Below are 15,598 nucleotides of genomic sequence, written 5' to 3'. Positions count from 1 at the left end.
GGGTGCTTGCCATGGCCGGGGGTTTGGCTACTGATGGCCGGATGGAACCCGCAATCGACGCCCTCGGTCCGGCTCAGATCATCACGCTGTTTCGCATCATCTCTGAACGGATGATGGCGGCGCGCGATGAGCTGGGCATGCTGGACGGGGTGATTGGCGACGCCGATCATGGATCGTCTATGGCGGCGGGCTTCAGTGCGGTTTTGCGGGCGGTCAGCCAGGCCGATGGCCCCCCGGGCGAGATCTTCACCAGCGCCGCGCATGAGTTTCTCGGCGCGGTCGGGGCCACGACCGGCCCGCTTTACGCCAGCGCGCTGTTGCGGGCGGCAAAGCTTTGCGGCGACAGCCCGCAGATCACGGTTGCGGATTTTCCGCTGCTGATCCCCGCCTTTGCCGAGGGGATCACCGAGCGCGGCAAGGCCCGTCCCGGCGACAAGACCATGATGGATGCCTGGGCCCCGGCAGCGCGGGCGGTGCTTTCGGCGCGCGAGCGTGGCGAAGACCCGCTTTCGCAGATGCGCGCGGCGCTTGAGGCGGCACGCGAAGGGGCGGCATCGACCCGGGCGATGGTCGCGTCCCGTGGCAGAGCCGCGCGGCTGGGTGAGCGCTCGCTCGGTCATACCGATCCCGGCGCGGTCTCGGCCGTGATCCTGATCGAGGCGATGCATGATCTGCTGGCGCGAGGACTTGCCTGATGGCGCCGCGCGTTGCCGGAAAGCCCGCGATCCGCGCTGAAAGTGGCGTCATGCCTCTGCGCTATGGCGATGACCCGCTTTTATGGGCGGCCTGGCTTTATTACGAAGAGGGCATGACCCAAAGCGATATTGCCCAGGAAATGGGCCTGTCGCGGGCCTCGGTCAATGCCTATCTCCAGGACGCCCGGACGCGGGGCATTGTCAGTATTGAGATCGAGCAGGACCGTTTTCGCAGCCTCTCCATCGCGCGGGCGCTGAAGGACCATTTCGGGTTGCAGGATTGCCTGGTGATCCCGTCGGATGGCGGCGAGCGCTCGCTGATCGAACGGCTGGGCGCAGCCGGGGCGCAGGTTCTGACCCGTTTCGCGCGGCCCGGCGATACGATTGCGGTCACCTGGGGGCGCACCATGCTGGCGCTGGCCGAGGCGCTGGACCATCCGGGCCTTGCGGATGTGCGGATCGTCCAGGCCACCGGAGGCACCACCGGGAAAATTCCCTGGACGCCCGAAGCCTGTGCGTCGCGGATGGCCGAGGCGCTTGGGGCGCGTTGCGTGCCGCTCTCTGCTCCGGCAATCGTCTCTTCGGCGGCGGTGCGAGAGGTTTTGCTGGCGGAATCGGTGCTGACGGAACAGCTGGGCGTGCTGGCCGAGGCAGATCGGATCATCCTCGGGATATCGTCGCTCAGGCCGGAAAGCACCATCCATACTTCGGGCTTTCTGGATGGCCAGACCCAGCATACCTGGTATCAGGACGCGGTCGGCTGCCTGATCGGCCGTTTCATCTCCAGCCGCGGCGCGCCGGTGATCGGGCCGCTGAACGAGCGCACGATTGGCCTTGATCTGGAGGCGCTGAAGAAAATTCCGCAGCGGATCGCGGTGGCAGGCGGTATCGACAAGGTGGCGGCGATCCTCGCGGCCTTGCGCGGCGGCTATGTCAATGTGCTGGTTACCGATACCTCGACCGGGCGCGGCATTCTGACGGCTGAGGGCTATTCCGATACAAGTCTGCGCCCGCCGGGTGACCGTCAGGCCGTGCCCTTGCGGCCCATCGGGGCGCGGACCAGGATCAAGAAGCTGATCAACGCGCCGCAGGATGCGGTGGATGAAAGCCTGAAAGGCGCGCTGGCGGCGCATGAACGGCTGATCGAGAGCCTTGAGGGCTCGCCCCGTGTGGTGGTCGCGCGGGGGCGGCGCGAGGTCGCGAAGGTCGGCATCGTGATCGGCGGCGGCTCGGGCCATGATCCGGGCTTCTGGGGCTATGTCGGCCAGGGCCTCGCAGATGCGGCAGTGGTCGGGAATATCTTTGCCGCCCCGCCCCCCGGTCCGATCATGGAGGCGACGAAGGCGGTCAGCGCCGGGGCAGGGGTGCTTTACCTCTACGGCAATTTCTCGGGCGATGTGATGAATTTCGACATGGCCGCCGAGATGGCCGAAAGTGCCGGGATCGAAGTGCGCTCGGTGGTGACGACCGATGACATCGCCTCCTCTCCCGCTGAAAGCCGGGCGGCGCGGCGCGGCGTGGCGGGAAACGTGTTCATCTTCAAGATCGCTGGCGCGGCAGCGGCACGGCTGTTGCCGCTGGCCGAGGTCGAGGCGCTGACCCGCCGCGCCAATGCGCGCACCTATACGATGGGCCTCGCGCTGGAACCGTCATCTTTGCCCGAAACCCGCCGTCCCAGTTTCGAGCTGGGCCCCGATGATATGGAGATCGGCGTCGGCGTGCATGGCGAGCCGGGCATCCTGCGCCAGCCGCTGGCCTCGGCGGATCAGTCGGCCGATCTGCTGCTGGACCGGATCCTCGCAGAGATGCGGCCCGAGCCGGGCGACCGGGTGGCGGTGCTGGTCAATTCGCTGGGCAGCACGCCCGCGATGGAGCTTTACATCATCCTGCGCCGCATCCGGCAGCGGCTGAAAGCGCATCAGATCGAGGTGCATCTGAGCCTTGTCGGCCCCTATTACACCTCGCTGGATATGGCGGGCGTTTCCCTGACCCTGATGCATCTGGACAAGGATCTGACCGCGCTGCTGGATCACCCCTGCGCCGCGCCCGCACTGGTGGTTACCTGAGGTCAGAACCGCCCGCTCAGCCGCCGCCGGAGGGAAGCCGACCAAAAAAGTCCAACACCTGATCCCGCCGCAGCTTCTTGCGCAGCGCAGTGCGACCGGAGGCATCTGCCCCGTGGGCCTGAACACACTCTTCGCCAGATCGAGTACGACAGTGGTAAGCTCCGACATGACCGCCTCCCAAAATGGATTGTTGCAATCCCGCCTTGGCACGTCGGTGCCGTCGGGGTCGTGATCACATCATCAGAGCCCGCCGCCGTTGATAGAATAATATTGACGATTTATCAATAAACGCCAATTTTATTATTGCCTGAGGCGTGTAATCTGAAAAGCGATCCGTATATTAAATGGTGTGGTGTCAGGTATAAAAATTGAACTTCTTGTTCGAATTATTATTAAAGGTATTGCTCTCATTGGATTTACAGAAATCGCCGCAACGGAAGAGCGCGGTGAAGCTGGATTCACAAAAAACGTTGATCCAGGTTGCGTTGGAGCGGGCGGCGAGTTTAGGATGTTTTGACAAAAGGGATTTCCTTGAGCTGCGCCCTGTGATTCAAGCTCGTTTCCACATGGGAGATGACCATGGCGCGCAAGCTGATATCCGACGATGAGTGGGCGTTTTTCGCGGACTTCATTCTGGCAATCCGGTGTCAGAACGAGCGCAAGGCATCCAATCATAGTCTTGTTCTGGGGGGAATTTTCTGGATAGCACGGACGGGAGCGCCGTGGCGAGACCTGCCTGAAGAGTTCGGCAGGTGGTCGTCGGTCTGCCGCCAGTTCCGTCTCTGGACCGTGGCCGGGCTGTGGGAGGATATCCTGCCCGACAGAAGTACACGACACGCCCGATGATGCGCAGTTGCTGTATTCGATTAACTCCCACGGTCTCTGCCGCATAAGCAGGGTTGTCTGAGATTAGATCGACCAGCCCATCGAGGCGGCGCCGGATGCGCTTTACAGAAGATCATCTCCAGGGTTGATGACCATGATGTGCCCGTTCCTGGCCTCGGTCTGCCCGTGATCTATGACCAGTAAGGATCCGTCAGGAATATTGGGCTGCATGGAATCGCCCGTCGCGCGGATGATAGTGCAGTTTTCGGGAGCCGCTCCCTTACTGAGAAGGAACTTCCGGGCAAAGGCAATTATTGCGTCTGAGCGCTCATACCCCGCCATCGCGCCATGGCCAGCAGACGCCGCCACATCTTCATAAAATGGTAATGCGATCAATGCTTCATCACTCTTAGTAGCCTGAATTGCCTCGCTGGCGGTAACTAAGAAACCAGCGCTACCCATGGTCGGGTCGGTTATTTTTTCCCCGGCAAGAAGCCATTCATACGTCGCGCCCGTAAGCTCGCAGATTTCTGCTATGGATGACGCTCGAGGCTCCGTCTTATCACTCGCCCAATCGGTAAGTGTGTGTCGGAAAACATCTGTCAAGCGCTCAGACAGCGCATCCAGCCCGCCGATACGCTCAGCGGCAGCTCTCATTCGTTCTCCCAGACCTTCCATGTGCCTGATGGCAAAAAACACCAAATCAAGCAGTTTTCTGCTTTATGATTGGCATTTTTCTGCTGACCCTATGCTTGTGCGGTGCGCTGATCTGCCCCGCTGTTGCGTTTCACAGTCCCAAACAAAGGCGAGCTGCGCCAACAGCCCGCCCAAGCCGGAGGAATCCCATGGCTAAACTGCCCTGGACAAAAGTCAGGATAATAGTGTTCCCTTGAAGAGCGCGGCATGACCATGACGGGTCTCGCCGAGCTCAAGGGTCTTAATCCCAAAAATTTCCGGGCCGTCTGATCGCGCGTGGTGCGGCCCGCCGAAAGGGCTATCTCCGAATATCTCGGTGTGCCCGCCGCCGAACTGTTCCCTGTTCGCTACCCCGAACGGAAGCCCCGTAGCCTTTCTAAGGAGAATGAGGCCCTGATTGCGAGTCAAAAAGCGGCCCGCGATGCTGACAAGGCGCTGGCGGCATGACCGGGATCCTGTCCAGAACTCAGGCTGCCTTTGACATCACCTCGGACAACTTCTGGGCGAAGGCGGGCGACCTTGGTGAGATCATCGCCACCCTCGCCCATATTAAACGCCCGCTCGATATCGTCGCTGTTGGCGGGTTTCGGCAGGTAATGGCAGGCGCCCAGCTTAATCGCCTCGACCGCCGTATTGATGCTGGCAAAGCCCGTCAGCACCACCACCCGCATTCCGGCATCATGGCGGTGCAGGTCGCGCACGCAATCAAGCCCGGAATGGCCGGGGCTGCCCGCCAGTTTCAGATCGACAATGGCCCGTGTGGGGGTCCATGTGGGCTGGGTGCCCTCCAGCGTTTCCGCCAGATCCTCATAGCGCGCCAGATGCCGCACGGCATAGCCGCGCCGCTCGAAGGATCGCGTCAGCGCGCCCGCCAGCGCGAGGTCGTCTTCGATGATCAGAAGCTGTTCCATCACAGATCTCCGGCAATCGGCCAAAGCGAGAGGCGCATCACCGCCTCTGCCCCACCGCTGGAAAGGTTGCGCAGGGAAAGCGAGCCGCCAAACCGGCGCGCAACATTATGGCAGAGGAAAAGCCCGAGCACCGCGCCTTCGCGCATGCTGGTCGAGTTCCAGGGCTGGGCCGGGGCCGCAAGGATTTCCGGCGCGAAACCGGGGCCGCGATCGGTGACGCGCAGCGTGACCAGATCGCCTTCGCGGAAGATATGCAGCGCGACCGTGCCAGGCCCGGCCGTTTCGGCGTTTTCCAGCAGGTTGAACAGGGCCTGGCGCAGCGAGAGGTCCAGGATCGCCTCCTGCCCCGGGGCGAGGTCATTGCGAAAATCCAGGCCCGGACCCGGATGGTGGGCACGCCAGTCCCGCAGGGCCTGATCGAAAAACACCGCCGGATCGCCGCGGGTGGCGCCTTCGCTGCGGGCCGCGCCCGATGAGGCGAGCACCCCGGTGATGATGCTTTTGCAGCGCGCAAGTTGGGTGGTGACATCGGCCAGATCGGCGCCGAGCTCCGGTGACTGCCGGATCGCGGGCTCCTGCGCCCAGTCGCCGAGGATCACCGAGATCGTCGCCAGCGGCGAGCCCAGCTCATGCGCCGCGCCAGAGGCCAGCAGGCCGATATGAACAAGGTGGTCCTCTTCGCTCCGCTGCAGCCGGAGCGCCGCCAGCGCCGCGTCCCGCTCGGCCAGGGTGTCGCGGATCTGGGTGATCGCCCAGACCATCAGCCCGGCCGCCAGCAGGAAACAGATGAACATGCCCCACAGATGCAGGTCGAGAAAGTCACCGCCAGGCGCGGCACCGTGGTCATGGGGCAGCTCCAGCGCGAGATTGACGCGCGACAGCACCATCCAGGCCAGAGCGCTGAACCCGGTCAACACCCAGGCGGCGCGCGGGCCGGAGAGCATCGCGCCAAGGATGATATGCAGCAGGAACAATGATATGAAAGGGTTTGTCGTTCCCCCGGACAGGCCCAGCTGCACCGCCAGCGCCAGCACATCCAAAAGCAAAAGCGCGAGGATGCCGCGTTCCGTCACCGGTGCACCGCGCCTGGCCCGGGCCTGGCAGGCGATGTTCAGAAGGCTTTGCGCCGCCAGCACCGCCGCCATCGGCAAAAGCGGCAGCCGCAGGTCGAACCCGAAATGCAGCATGGCAATGGTCAGCGCCTGGCCCGCCATCGCAAGCCAGCGCAGCCGCACCAGCAGGGCCAGTGTCCGGCGGTTCGCGCGGGTGCTGTAGCCTTCGTCCATTCCCGGCCTTTCCGTCAGCGGCGGTTTGCGATCTCTGCCCCTGATTGTGGCTTTTCACTGCCTGCTTCTTTGCGGCAGATCAGGCAATTTGTGAACCGGCAAAGAAAAAGCCCCCGACCAAAGGCCAGGGGCAGGGGTTGCCGGCAGGGGTTTCCGGCAACGGCCCGGAAAGACGCGATGCGGGGCCATGCGGAACGGTCGACCGGAGGAACCTTCCGGCCAGATTCAGGGCAGGCGTCAGAATTTATAGCTGACGCCAAGGCTGACCGAACGGCCCGGCCCATGCACCAGCGCATCCGATCCATTGGCCCCGTCGCGGAACTTTGCCCGGTCCACCCCGCCAAGCGGCCGCGCATAGTCGCGGTCAAAGAGGTTTTCGACGGCGAAATCCACCTGCACCGCGCCCGCCTGATAGCTGGAGCGCAGATTGACAAGACCATAGCCCGAGGTCGCGGCCTCCATCCGGTCTTCGGCCAGACGGGTCTTGCCCGATGCGGCCTCCAGCTCGATTGCATTGGTCCAGTTGCCAGCCTGGTGCCCAAGCGCGATTTTTGCGTTCAGCGGCATGATATTGTAGAGGTTCACGCCGGTCGTGCGGTCCTTGCCACGGGTGTAGGAAAGCTGGCCGCTGATGTTCCATTCCCATACCATTCGCCAAGCACCTTCGCGCCCTCCAGGTTCAGGCTGAACATATCGGCATCATGGTTCACGAAGCGGTAGATCGCGCGGCGCCCCATCGAGGCCGACCCGATCCGCTCACCCGTGATGTAATCCTCGATCCGGGAATACTGCGCCGAGGCTTTCAGGTGCCAGTCATTCTGGTCCGGATCATGCCATTCATAGCTCAGCGCCAGGGTATTGGCGGTTTCTGGCTTCAGATCGACATTGCCGACCCAGCCATTCAGATCGCCAAACCAGTTGGTCATCGACGCCGCCATCGCCATCGAAGACCAGGTGTAGCGCTCATAGAGGTTGGGCGAGCGGGTCTTGCGCGAGAGACCGAATTCCAGCGCCTGGCCCTCGGCGGGGGTAAACCGCGCGGTCGCGGTCAGATCCAGGTTGTGATCCACCCGCTTGTGATCGCGGGCGTTGAAGGCATCGGCTTCGGCCTGGTACATCATCGAATAGCCGCGAACCTCGCCGGCATTGGTGGTCACGCGCTCATAGCGCAGGCCAAAGACGGTCTGCCACTGGTCGTTCCACTGGGTGTCCAGCTCGGCAAACACCGCTGCGCGGTCGCGCTGGCCGTCATTGATGTTGAGATAGGTATCCGGCCCCATCATCCCCACCATCATGCCCACCGGCGGCCACCAGTCATCCAACCGGTAGGTCAGATATTCCGCGCCCAGGCGCAGGCGGCTTTCTGCGCTGACATCCATCCCGGCATGCAGCGTCAACCCGCGATCCCTGCCATCGGTCTCCATCGGCATGGTGCCCGATTTATCGGCCAGCATATCCATCGAATGGCGGACCTTGTTCTGGTAGAGCCGTGCCTCCAGATCGCCCCAGTCGAAGCTGCCCTTCCAGAAGGCATTGAGCGAGGAACTGGAATTGTCGGTCATGTCCATGGCCTGGTTGGGGAAGGCCTGGTAGGGGATGTTCTGCCAGCCATAGGCCAGCCCGACCGTGTGATCGCCAAACCGCGCCGCCGCGCTGATCTTGTGATTGCCGGCGCTGTATTCGGTGGATTTCACCTCGGCACCACTGCCATCCTTGTAATTCCCGGCAGAGCTGTGTGACCCGTCGTAAGACAGGCTGAACCGCTCTCCCTCGACCCGAAGCGCCGCCGCCGCACCGCGCACATCGCCGTTTGAGCGCCCGAAGGCCGAGAGCTGCCCCGAGAGTTTCACCCCTTCGCCTGGTTCCGAAAACTCCGGCTCGGGGCTGTTGGCGCGGATGGTGCCGCCGATGCTGTCGCCGCCCTCGGAAACCGGGGTGAGGCCCGCGTAAAGCGCCAGATCCGCGATGGCGGTCGGCGCGATGTATGACAGGGCCGGGTTCATAAAATTGCCGCAGGAGGCGGTGATCTGCATCCCGTCCACCACCGTCTTCACCCGGTCCGAAGCAAAGCCATTCACCACGGGCAGCGCCGAAACCCCGCCCGCGCCTTGCAGCGACACCCCGGTCATCCGCGAAAACAGCGCCGCGCTGTCGCTGGTGGTCGTAACCAGCCCGGCAAGCGGTGCTTCGCCCGACGAGAGGGAGGCCGCATTGCCGGGCATATAGGCTTTCAGGAGCACAGTGCCCAGGTGTTCCGCATGGGTACCGTCCTCGCTGCTCTGGCTATAAGCGGGGGCGGCGATCAGTGCGATCAGCGCGGCCATCGCCGTGCTGCCGCAGAGATGCGAAAACCGGCGGGAGGGGGGAAATGTGTTTGGGGCGTGCCGGACATGGCCTGTTCCTTCTTTAATCTGTTGCCCGCTTTCTGTCGTCCGGGCGGCGAGGCAGACGGCCTCTGAGCCGGTCCCGTTCGGGGCAATGCCCCAAGGGTTAGGGCGCTTTGCCCGCCGCGCCCAACTGGACGAATTGTCCACCCCCCAACCGCGCCCCCGACCGCGCCCGGTGCTGCAGCCTCTGACTGTCATGTCGCTTCTTTGCGCTGGCGCAAATTCGCGCGGCCCTTGCTCTGCCATAGGGGGAATGGGCCATGACGGCCTCCGGGCCGCGCGCCCGGTGCCAGCAATGATGCCAGCCGATCACAGTTAAACCCCGTGTCAGAGGCAGCTCTCTGGCCATGACAAGGATGATCGGATGATCCCCTCCTCAGCGATGCGTGGCATCGGAACCGCCGTTCTCGCGGGCATGTCGGCGCTGGTGGCGCAGCCTGCCCTGGCCCAATCCGTCTCGCCCGGCGCGGTGATCGAGCTTGGCACGGTTTACCTTGAGGCCGACAATCCCGCCCGCGCGCGGATGGGGGTCACGCCCGGAGCGGTCGATCTGATCGGGGCGACCGGCGGCGAGAAATCGGCCGCCCCCACCCTGTCCGACGCGCTCTTGGGCCAGCCGGGCATCGTGGTACAGGAGTTTTTCGGCGGCAATGACCAGCCGCGCATCCAGATCCGGGGGTCCGGCCAGCAACAGAACCCGGCTGAGCGGGGCCTTCTGATCCTGAGCGACGGGATGCCGGTCAACCGCGCCGACGGCTCTTATGTGGTCGGTCTTGCCTCACCCGGCACTGCGAACGGGATCGAGGTCTTCCGCGGCGCCAGCGCCAACCGTCTGGGCGCGGCGGTGATCGGCGGCGCGCTGAATTTCACCTCACCCTCCGGCGAGGAGGCGCCAGGTTTTGACGCGGCGATCAGCGCGGGCAGCTTCGGGCGCTTTGACGCAAGGCTGAGCTATGGTGTGGCGGGCGAGAACCACGCCGCCTGGGTCTTTGCCGAACATAGCGAGGCCGATGGTTTCCGCGACTATAACAGCTCGGAGCGGACGGTGCTTGGCGGCAATCTGACCTTCCGCACGGGCGAGGCCACCACGCGGCTTTTCTTCCGCCATACCGATCTGAAATTCGATGTGGCAGGCCCCCTGACCTGGGCCGCCTTGCAGGCCGACCCGACGCAGAATCATACCGGCCCGGTGGTCGTCGGCGGCACTCCCACCAATCCCGGCCCCAATGTGCTGCGCGACCTGCCGCATCGCGAGACGAAACAGACGCTGCTGGGCGCGCGCACCACATGGGAGGCCGGGAACCAGATTTTCGATATCGGCTTCAGCGCGTCCCGAACCGATGACAGCTTTGCCTTCCCGATTTCGGCCGGGTTCCGCGATACCAAAGGCTATGACGCAACCCTGACCGCGCGTTACAGCCTGATGGGCGAGGGGGTTCTGCCCCTGTTCGAGGCAGGCCTGAGCTGGTCGAAAGGCGCCTCTGACCGCGATTATTCCCACAATATCCGGGGCGAGCGGGGGGCGGTTTTCGGGAAAAACCGCCTGCGCGCGGAAACGGTCTCGCTTTATGCCGGCGGCAATATCGAGCTGGGGCGCTTCACGCTGTCGCCCTCGGTCAGCTTCATCCATGCCAGCCGCGAAAACGCGGATCGCTGGGGCGGCGGCCTGCGCCCGACCGTGGGGTTCAGCCCGATGAACCCGGGCCAGCCCCTGCCTGGCGGGGCGATTTCCACAGCACCCACCGATTACGACCGCAGCTATTCGGGCTTTGCCCCCTCGCTGGCGCTGTCCTGGGCCCCGACAGCGGATCAGCTTGCCTGGATCTCGCTGTCGCGCAGTTTCGAGCCGCCGACCCATGATGATCTGCTGGGCACCACCGGCGGCACGCCCAATTCCGGCCCCGGGCGCCCGAATCCCGGCGCGCCTTCGGCAGGCACCGCGATGTTCTCGACCCCGGATCTGAAGGCGCAAAGCGCCGTGACGCTGGAAATCGGCTGGCGCGGAGAGGCGGGCAGGGTCCGCTGGGACGCGGTGGCGTATCATGCGCGGCTGAAGAACGAGCTGCTGTCACTGCGCGATACCTCCGGCGCGGCGATTGCGGCGATGAATGCCGGGCGGACCACCCATTCCGGGCTGGAACTGGGCGTCGGTGCCGATCTGAGCGACAGCCTCGCCGCCCGCCTGTCCTGGACCTGGCAGGATTTCCGCTTCGACAACGACCCTGTGCGGGGCAACAACCGGCTGGCGGGGGCACCTGAACATGTGATCTCGCTCACGTTCGACTGGCAGGCCAGCGAGCGGCTGGCACTGAACACCCGCCTGCATTGGGTGCCGGGGAAAACCCCGGTCGACAATATGAACACCGTCTTCAACGGGTCCTATGCGCTGGTCGATCTGGGGGCGGAATACCGGGTGAATGACAGCGCGGTGATCTTTGCCGAGGTGAGCAATCTCTTTGATGAGACCTATGCCTCTTCGACGCTCGTGCTGGATCAGGCCTCGCCTCTTCAGGCCGCTTTCATCCCCGGCACGGGCCGGACGGTTTCCATCGGCGCGAAGCTGAAATTCTGATGCCGCTCGGGGGGCGGCCCCAGCCGGCCCCGCACGCCCTCACCTGAACCGGAGGCCTGATCATGTCCCTCACCCGCCGCAGCTTTTTCCTAGGTAACACGGTCTTTCTGGCCGCCCTTGCCGCGCCGTCGATCCTCAGGGCGCGGCCCCGGCAGCTGGCGCTTTACGGCCCGCCCGCCGGGCCTTCGATCACGCTGGCCCATGCGGTGGCAGCGGGGTTCCTGAAGGATCTGGCGGAGGAGGTGACGCTCACCACCTGGACCAATCCCGATGAACTGCGGGCGGGGCTGACCTCGGGCGCGATGGAGCTTTCGGTCGTGCCGGTCCAGGCGGCGGCCAATCTTTACAACCGGGGCCTCGGGCTCAGGCTGGTGAATGTGATGACCGACGGGCTGATGACGATCATGGCGCCCGAAGGGGTTTCCGGGGTCGCAGCGCTGAAAGGCAAACGCCTCGCGGTGCCCTTCGTCAATGACACCCCGGATTTCATCCTGCGCGCCGTGCTGGCGCATCACAGTGTGGCGGATCAGATCGAACAGGTGGCGGTCGGCAGCCCGATCGAGGCCGCGCAGCTTTTGCTGACCGGGCGCATCGACGCGGCGCTCTTGTCGGAGCCCGCTTCAAGCGGGGTTGAGATCATGGGCGCGAAGGTCGGAAAGGTGTTTGCCCGCGCGGTCGATCTCCAGGTGGAATGGGGGGCGATTTCTGGCCATGGCGCGGTGATCCCGCAGGCGGGGCTGGCGGTGACGCCCGGCTTTCTGGAGCGCGCGCCCGAGCTGATCGCCCCCTTGCAGGCGGCGCTTTCCCTGGCGGCAGCCTCGGTCAATGCCGCGCCGGAAGAGGCCGCGCAACAGGCCGCGCGCGCCCTGAACCTGCCCGCGCCGATCCTTGCAGCGTCGATCCCGCGATCAAACCTGGTGGCGCGGCCCGCAACTGCGGCGCGGGCGCAGATCGAGGCCATGCTGTCTTTGATGGCGGCGAGCGATGCGGCGATCATCGGCGGCACGCTGCCGGATGACGCTTTCTACGCTTTGTAACCCGTCACAATCCATGATCCGCGCCGTCACCGACCGTCTGTCCCGCCTTGGCCGCTTCCTCTGGTCCGCCTGGGCGGGGCTGGCCGGGCTTTGCCTGCTCGCGGCACTGTGGCAGCTGGGGCATGAGGCCTATGGCAGTTTCATCCTGCCCGCGCCGCTTGAGACGCTGCAAGCCGCCTCGGCGCTGATCCGGGAGGGTGAGGCGCAGGCGCTTTTATGGCTGACCAGCCTGCGGGCCGCGCTTGGTTTCGCGCTGGCCGCAGTGATCGGCACCGTCGCGGGGGTGATCGCCGGCTATTCCCCCGCCATTCTGCGCCTGTCACGCCCGGTGCTGACAGTGGTGATCGGGGTGCCGCCGATTGCCTGGATCGTGCTGGCGATTATCTGGTTCGGGGCCTCGATGATGACGGTGGCGCTGACCATCGTGATCTCGGGCACGCCGGTCGTCTTCATGGGCGCGGTCGAGGGCGTCACCACCCGCGACCGGGGCCTTGACGCCATGGCAGAGGTGTTTGGTGCCGGCCCGATCCGCCGTTTTACCCATATCGCCAGCCGCCAGATCGCGGCGCATCTGCTGCCTGCGCTGGTGCTGGCGCTTGGATCGGCCTTCAAGGTGGCGGTGATGGCGGAACTTTTGTCAAACGCTGGTGGGGTCGGCGGCGCGCTGGCCCGTGCGCGGTCGATGCTGGATATCTCGGGCGCCATGGCCTGGGTTTTGCTGGCGGTCGCGGTGCTGATCGTTGCGGAATATGCAGTGCTGCGCCCGATCCAGGCCGAGCTGGAACGCTGGCGCGAGGCCGCCCGGCCCTGGGGGGTAAAGCATTGAGCCTTCTGACATTGCAGGGCGTGAGCCATTCCTATTTCGGGCGCAAAGTGCTGGACGGGATCGGTTTTTCGATTGGCGAGGGCGAGGTCGTCTCGCTCGTCGGCCCCTCGGGATCCGGGAAATCCACCATCGCCCATATCGCGGCGGGGCTGATCACGCCCCGCAGCGGGCGCATCACGCGCGGCTACCGCCACCACGCAATGGTGTTTCAGGAGCCGCGCCTCATGCCCTGGGCGACCGTCGCCGGGAATATCGCCTTCCCGCTGAAAATGGCGCATGTGCCGCGCGAAACCCGCGTGAGCCGGGTGCTTGCGGCGGCGCTTGCGGCTGGCCTGATGCCCGAAGACCTGGACAAATACCCGGTCGAGCTGTCCGGCGGTATGCGCCAGCGCAGCGCCATTGCGCGCGCCCTCGTCACCGAGCCGGATTTCCTCTATTTTGACGAGCCCTTCACCGCGCTGGATGTCGCGCTGAAGCGGCGGATGCAGGATCTGGTGATCGCCGCCGCCGCCGCGGCCCGGTTCAGCGCGCTTTTCATCACCCATGATCTGATGGAGGCGATCCGCATCAGCCACCGCATCCTTGTCCTTGATCCCATGGGCCAGGGCATCACGGGCGAGCGGATCATCGCAGGCGATCCCGCCACCCGCAGCGAGCCTTCGGTCTTCGCGCAGCGCGAGGCCTTTCTTGGCGAGGATCCGCTCTTTGCCCATATCCACGATCTTGATGAAAGGCTGCGGCCATGAGCCAGGGCACGCATCCGCCGCTGCACCGGATCCTCTCGGATGAGGGGTTTCGCATCTTCTTCCCGCTGGCGGCGCTGCATGCAGGTCTCTGGCCGCTGGTCTGGGTGCTCTTCTGGTCGTTTGAGCTGCCTTTCGCGCGCGATCTGCCGCCCGGCATCTGGCATGGCTACGAGATGGTCTTCGGCGCCTGGGGCGCGGCGCTGATCGGCTTTCTGACCACCGCCGCCCCGGAATGGACCGACACGCCGCGCCTGCAAGGGCGGAGCCTCTGGGTTTTGGTCGCCGCCTGGGGATTTGCACGGATTTGCGGGCTGACAGGCGCGGATCTGCTGATCTGGCCCGCAGCGATTGCCGATCTGATCTGGCTTGGGTTTCTGCCCTGCTATCTGCTGGCGCTGTCCTGGAAAAAGCGCACGGACCGGGTGCTTTCCTTCACCGGCTGGGTGCTGGCGCTGGCGGCGCTCGCGCTCTGGGCGAGGGTTCAGATGGCCCTGGGCGAGGCAGAGGCGGCTTCGCGCCTCATCAGGCTTGCGGGATTTCTTTTTGCTGGCCTGCTCGCGCTCGCGCTGGCGCGGATCACGGTTCCCGTCACCAATGAGGTGCTGGACCCGAGCGGCCGCGCATCGCCCTTCCGCCCGCATCCGGGGCGGCTGAACCTCGCGCCGGGGCTGGTGGCGCTGGCGCTCCTGGCCGAGCTGACCGGGGCCACGCCTGCCGTGACCGGCTATCTCTGGCTGGGGGCCGGGGCCGCGTTCATGGAGCGGATGGCAGAGGGATTCATCGGCCGCGCCGCCTTTCGCTGTGAGATCATCGGGCTGATGGCGGCGGCGGGTTTTTCGGGGGCTGGCATGCTGGCGCTTGGGGCTGCCAGGCTTGGCGCATCCTGGTCTGAGACGGCGGCATTGCATCTGGTGGTGATGGGGGGGCCTGGCCTTGGTGTGCTTGCGGTGCTGGCGATTGCGGGGCGGTTTCACACCGGCCAGGGGCTGGGGCTTTCACGCCGCACCAGGGCGGGTTTCGCGCTGATCGCCCTTGCCACCTGCCTCAGGGCGCTGCCGGAAATGGGGCTGTTGCCCTGGCCTCCCGGCCCTCTGCACGGCTTTGCCGCGCTGGCCTGGGCTGCGGGGTTTCTGCTGTGGCTTTGGGATTACTGGCCCGCTTTGCGCGATCCTGCGACGCTGGGGCAGCTACACTGAGGGCTTCTGGTCCGCCTCATCCAGCAAATGGCGCACCCACCGGCCCGCCGCCCAGGCCGCCGGAACCCCCAGCGGGCCCGCGGCCATCAATGCGGACACCGGCGACAGTGCGGTGAAGCCGAAGGCCTGCAACAACAGCCCCAGCATGAAGAGATTGATCGCCACCGCTGCCGCCGCAAAGACGTAAAGCAGAACCGCGAGCTTTCCCGCGCTCCAATATGGGGCAGATCTCTGGTTGCTCTCCTGTCCCATTCTGGCCCCCTTTGCCGACATCTTCCTGCCCGTCCGGTTTTGCCACGCGCGAAATCCCGCATCCTTGACTTTTGTTAAGGTGAGACTCGCCTCCAGGGCGCAA

The 15,598-nt window shown here is 64.9% G+C and carries 15 protein-coding genes and 2 pseudogenes; 10 read left to right on the top strand and 7 right to left on the bottom strand.

Annotated features, from left to right (window positions below; genetic code table 11):
- Window positions 1-11: 11 nt before the first annotated feature.
- Together dhaL and DRF71_RS08625 are read left to right on the top strand one after the other, a co-directional pair.
- Window positions 12-695 carry a dihydroxyacetone kinase subunit DhaL gene (gene dhaL, locus DRF71_RS08630; RefSeq protein WP_198672124.1) on the top strand — a complete coding sequence of 228 codons (684 nt, stop codon included), beginning with the start codon at window positions 12-14 and terminating at the stop codon, window positions 693-695.
- Window positions 695-2,761 carry a bifunctional sugar-binding transcriptional regulator/dihydroxyacetone kinase subunit DhaK gene (locus DRF71_RS08625; RefSeq protein ID WP_112310180.1) on the top strand — a complete coding sequence of 689 codons (2,067 nt, stop codon included), beginning with the start codon at window positions 695-697 and terminating at the stop codon, window positions 2,759-2,761. The genes dhaL and DRF71_RS08625 overlap by 1 nt, the downstream gene beginning before the upstream one ends.
- A 28-nt stretch (window positions 2,762-2,789) precedes the next feature.
- Here the strand turns inward: DRF71_RS08625 and DRF71_RS08620 are convergent.
- A pseudogene (locus DRF71_RS08620) lies at window positions 2,790-2,929 on the bottom strand (IS110 family transposase); the annotation flags it as partial.
- A 200-nt stretch (window positions 2,930-3,129) separates the two neighbouring features.
- Here DRF71_RS08620 and DRF71_RS27965 point away from each other — a divergent pair.
- The gene (locus DRF71_RS27965) at window positions 3,130-3,369 is read left to right on the top strand and encodes a hypothetical protein (RefSeq protein WP_198672123.1); all 240 of its coding nucleotides are present in this window, start codon (window positions 3,130-3,132) and stop codon (window positions 3,367-3,369) included.
- Window positions 3,335-3,577: pseudogene (locus tag DRF71_RS08615) on the top strand (transposase); the annotation flags it as partial. The gene DRF71_RS27965 and the pseudogene DRF71_RS08615, both read left to right, overlap by 35 nt.
- Before the next feature lie 132 nt (window positions 3,578-3,709).
- Here DRF71_RS08615 and DRF71_RS08610 read toward each other — a convergent pair.
- The gene (locus tag DRF71_RS08610; protein ID WP_157970995.1) at window positions 3,710-4,243 is read right to left on the bottom strand and encodes a S24 family peptidase; all 534 of its coding nucleotides are present in this window, start codon (window positions 4,241-4,243) and stop codon (window positions 3,710-3,712) included.
- A gap of 315 nt (window positions 4,244-4,558) precedes the next feature.
- On the opposite strand from DRF71_RS08610, the gene DRF71_RS28515 reads away from it, so the two are divergent.
- Window positions 4,559-4,729, top strand: coding sequence for a helix-turn-helix domain-containing protein (locus DRF71_RS28515; RefSeq protein ID WP_332872055.1), 171 nt, complete (start codon window positions 4,559-4,561; stop codon window positions 4,727-4,729).
- On the opposite strand, the gene DRF71_RS08600 is transcribed toward DRF71_RS28515, so the two are convergent.
- The 4 genes from DRF71_RS08600 to DRF71_RS08585 all read right to left on the bottom strand — a co-directional run bounded on the left by DRF71_RS08600 (window position 4,687) and on the right by DRF71_RS08585 (window position 8,803).
- A complete protein-coding gene (locus DRF71_RS08600) occupies window positions 4,687-5,193 on the bottom strand; it encodes a response regulator (RefSeq protein ID WP_112310178.1) in 507 nt (168 codons plus the stop codon). The two genes, DRF71_RS28515 and DRF71_RS08600, sit on opposite strands and share 43 nt — an antisense overlap.
- Window positions 5,193-6,479, bottom strand: a complete 1,287-nt coding sequence (locus DRF71_RS08595) for a sensor histidine kinase (protein ID WP_112310177.1) — start codon at window positions 6,477-6,479, stop codon at window positions 5,193-5,195. Before DRF71_RS08595 ends, DRF71_RS08600 begins: the two co-directional genes overlap by 1 nt.
- Before the next feature lie 237 nt (window positions 6,480-6,716).
- Entirely contained in the window at window positions 6,717-7,130 is a 414-nt protein-coding gene (locus DRF71_RS29015) for a TonB-dependent receptor domain-containing protein (protein WP_112310176.1), read from the bottom strand.
- Window positions 7,061-8,803 (bottom strand): TonB-dependent receptor, encoded by a 1,743-nt coding sequence (locus DRF71_RS08585; RefSeq protein ID WP_198672122.1) that lies wholly within the window; start codon window positions 8,801-8,803, stop codon window positions 7,061-7,063. The genes DRF71_RS29015 and DRF71_RS08585 overlap by 70 nt, the downstream gene beginning before the upstream one ends.
- A 427-nt stretch (window positions 8,804-9,230) precedes the next feature.
- Between DRF71_RS08585 and DRF71_RS08580 the strand changes: the two genes are divergently transcribed.
- The 5 genes from DRF71_RS08580 (at window position 9,231) to DRF71_RS08560 (ending at window position 15,243) form a co-directional block, all read left to right on the top strand.
- Window positions 9,231-11,438 (top strand): TonB-dependent receptor family protein, encoded by a 2,208-nt coding sequence (locus DRF71_RS08580; protein WP_112310174.1) that lies wholly within the window; start codon window positions 9,231-9,233, stop codon window positions 11,436-11,438.
- A gap of 62 nt (window positions 11,439-11,500) precedes the next feature.
- Complete coding sequence (locus tag DRF71_RS08575) at window positions 11,501-12,475, top strand: ABC transporter substrate-binding protein (RefSeq protein ID WP_112310173.1); 975 nt, start codon at window positions 11,501-11,503, stop codon at window positions 12,473-12,475.
- Window positions 12,453-13,301: an ABC transporter permease gene (locus DRF71_RS08570; RefSeq protein ID WP_198672121.1), complete on the top strand. Its 849-nt coding sequence runs from the start codon at window positions 12,453-12,455 to the stop codon at window positions 13,299-13,301. The genes DRF71_RS08575 and DRF71_RS08570 overlap by 23 nt, the downstream gene beginning before the upstream one ends.
- The gene (locus tag DRF71_RS08565) at window positions 13,298-14,047 is read left to right on the top strand and encodes an ABC transporter ATP-binding protein (protein ID WP_112310171.1); all 750 of its coding nucleotides are present in this window, start codon (window positions 13,298-13,300) and stop codon (window positions 14,045-14,047) included. Before DRF71_RS08570 ends, DRF71_RS08565 begins: the two co-directional genes overlap by 4 nt.
- A complete protein-coding gene (locus DRF71_RS08560; RefSeq protein WP_112310170.1) occupies window positions 14,044-15,243 on the top strand; it encodes an NnrS family protein in 1,200 nt (399 codons plus the stop codon). The genes DRF71_RS08565 and DRF71_RS08560 overlap by 4 nt, the downstream gene beginning before the upstream one ends.
- Here DRF71_RS08560 and DRF71_RS08555 read toward each other — a convergent pair.
- Window positions 15,235-15,495, bottom strand: coding sequence for a hypothetical protein (locus tag DRF71_RS08555; protein ID WP_112310169.1), 261 nt, complete (start codon window positions 15,493-15,495; stop codon window positions 15,235-15,237). The genes DRF71_RS08560 and DRF71_RS08555 overlap by 9 nt on opposite strands.
- Window positions 15,496-15,598: the final 103 nt, after the last annotated feature.

The organism is Pseudogemmobacter bohemicus, from assembly GCF_003290025.1.
In the GTDB taxonomy this organism is placed as follows: domain Bacteria; phylum Pseudomonadota; class Alphaproteobacteria; order Rhodobacterales; family Rhodobacteraceae; genus Pseudogemmobacter; species Pseudogemmobacter bohemicus.
The sequence above is the reverse complement of the archived record's forward strand: the minus strand, read 5'-3'. Positions and strand labels throughout refer to the sequence as shown.